This window comes from Burkholderia sp. E168m23, assembly GCF_016586125.1.
GTDB classification, from domain to species: domain Bacteria; phylum Pseudomonadota; class Gammaproteobacteria; order Burkholderiales; family Burkholderiaceae; genus Burkholderia; species Burkholderia orbicola.
This window is the reverse complement of the sequence record NZ_BCPP01001039.1, coordinates 1-2,363: the sequence shown is the minus strand read 5'-3', so window position 1 is coordinate 2,363 and position 2,363 is coordinate 1. Positions and strand designations below refer to the sequence as shown.

Annotated in this window: 3 protein-coding genes; all 3 read right to left on the bottom strand. The window is 68.7% G+C overall.

What is annotated here, in order from left to right; all coding sequences use genetic code 11:
• Positions 1-872, bottom strand: an 872-nt coding sequence (gene ldcA, locus JMF90_RS33695) for a muramoyltetrapeptide carboxypeptidase (protein WP_201326045.1), incomplete at its 3' end; no start/stop codon positions are given.
• Positions 873-975: 103 nt separating this feature from the next.
• A complete protein-coding gene (gene tadA / locus JMF90_RS33690) occupies positions 976-1,572 on the bottom strand; it encodes a tRNA adenosine(34) deaminase TadA (RefSeq protein WP_079999381.1) in 597 nt (198 codons plus the stop codon).
• On the bottom strand, positions 1,569-1,970 hold the full coding sequence (locus JMF90_RS33685) for a DnaJ family domain-containing protein (protein ID WP_006478536.1): 402 nt from the start codon (positions 1,968-1,970) through the stop codon (positions 1,569-1,571). Before JMF90_RS33685 ends, tadA begins: the two co-directional genes overlap by 4 nt.
• Positions 1,971-2,363 lie beyond the last annotated feature (393 nt).

Here is a 2,363-nt window from a genome sequence, read left to right as displayed (position 1 = left end):
TGTGCGCCGAACGGCAGCGTCAACAGGTCGGGCACATGGCCGAACTGGAGCCCGGTGACGACCGGAATCCCGACCACCGCGCGCACCTGGTCGATCATCGCCTGCATGTCGTAGCCGTTGTCGTACTCGAACGGCCGCGCGCCGGTGAACTGGCCGAGCACGAGCGCCTGCTGCCGCGCGAGCAGCCCCGACAGGTGCAGTTGATAGATCATCCGCTCGATCCGGAATGGCTGCTCGTTGACGTCTTCGATGAACAGGATGCCGCCCTCGATGTCGGGCATGTACGGCGTGCCGACCAGCGACGTGAGGATCGCGAGGTTGCCGCCCCACAGCGTGCCCGTCACGTTCGCCGTCTGCACCTGCGGTGCATCGGCGACGATCGTCGTGCTGGGCTGCGTCAGCGTCTGCCAGAAATGCTGCATCGTGAAGTCGCTCGGCGTTTCGGCGCCGAAATCCGCCGACAGCATCGGGCCGCCGAACGTCTTGATGCGCGCCTTCGCGTACAGCGCCAGCTGGATCGCCGTGAAATCGCTGTGACCGACGAGCGCGATCGGCTGGTCGCGCAGCCGGCGTTCGAGCCCGCGATAGTCGAGCCCGTGCAGGATGCGCGCGGCGCCGTAGCCGCCGCGCACCGCGAGCGCGATGTCCGGCAGCGGCCGCCCGGGATCGGCGAGGCGGTTCAGGTCGCCTGCCCGTTCGCCGTCGGTGCCGCCGAAACGCTGGAAGCGCCGCTGCGTCGCCTCGATGTTCTCGATGCGCTGCTGCGCGGTGCTCAGGCGCTCGAGCGCGCGGTTGATCGCGTCGGGGTCGTGCGGATAGCCGGACGGCGCCAGCAGGCGGATGGTGTAGGACGCAGCGGGCTGGAAGGACATGGCGAAAGGTATCGGGGTCGTCAAACCTGCTTAGAGGGTCCGAACCGGGTCCGGTTCACGAAAACCGTGCACGCCCGGGACGCCGCGGGCGGCAAGAGGTGGCCTATGACGCGCCGGATTCAGCGTCGCGGGCAAGCCGCGCCTCGCGCAACGCGCGCCGGCGCTCGGCGAAGAACGACTTCAGCGCGGCGCCGCACTCGTCGGCGAGCACGCCGCCGGTCACTTCGGTGTGGTGGTTCAGCTGCGGATTCGCGAATGCGTCGATCACGCTGCCGCACGCGCCCGTCTTCGGGTCGGCCGCGCCATAGACCACCCGCGCGATGCGGGCGTGCATGATCGCGCCAGCGCACATCAGGCATGGCTCGAGCGTCACGTACAGCTCGCAGCCGGGCATCCGGTAATTCTGCAGATGTTGCGCCGCCATGCGCAGCGCGGCCATTTCGGCATGCGCGGACGGGTCGTGCCCGCCGATCGGATGATTGAAGCCGCGGGCGATCACTTCGTCGCCACGCACGAGCACCGCGCCGACCGGCACTTCGCCGGCCGCGCGCGCCTCTTCGGCGGCGGCTTGTGCAAGACGCATGAAATGTAGGTCGCGCGCCGATGCGGACGCGGTTTCTTGAATGGGAGAATCGGCGGCGGGATCAGTGGCCGCGGCGGCTGCCGAGCGAGCTGCGTCGTGCAGCGCGTCGGACGTCACATCGGCCCCGCTTCGGCGGACGCTTCGTCGAGCCCGCGCTCGCACAGGCGTTCCGCGATGCGCCGGCAGTAGTCGCGCGGCATCACCATCGGGCCGCCGCGCAGCGATTCGAGCGCCATGTCGAGCGCGAGGATCTTCGCCTGCAGCCGGCAGCGCGCGGCACGGTCGCTGACCGCCTGCACTTCGTCGTGCAGGTTGCGCAGCGCGCGCAGTTGCTCGACGGCCGGCGGCACGAAGCCCGCGTTCTTCAGGATACGGTTGGCCACCCGCACCTCCTCGGGCACGAGCAGGTCGTCATCCAGCGCCTGCGGCGCGCCGGTACCCGGCAAATCGTCGAACTCGCCCCGCGCGGCGGCGGCGGCAATACGTTGTTCGACCAGGGCGTCAAGCAATCTCATCAGTCAATCGGAACAATGCGGCAGGCCGAATTCTAGCAGGGTGACGCCGGTATGACAGGCCCTTCGAATACATGCTCGATATTGTATTTTTAGGGGCCGAATCGCAGCGCATGCGCGCCGATCGCCGTCACTTGCCGCTCTGCTGCGCCGCAGCAGGCTGAGCGCCGTTCGGACGCCTCCCGACGGAGGTGAGGTCCGGGCCATTTTCTTATCCACGACGATCCAGCAGGCGCCTGCCGACCCGGCAAAAACGCCAGCCGCCCTGCTTCCGTTGCCCGCTTACGCCGTCACCGTTTCCGGCTGCGCCTTCGCGAACGGGCGGAACATCGTCGCGATCAGGAACGCGCCGAGCCCGATCGCGAACGAGCCGAGGTACAGCCAGCCGTAGCTGCC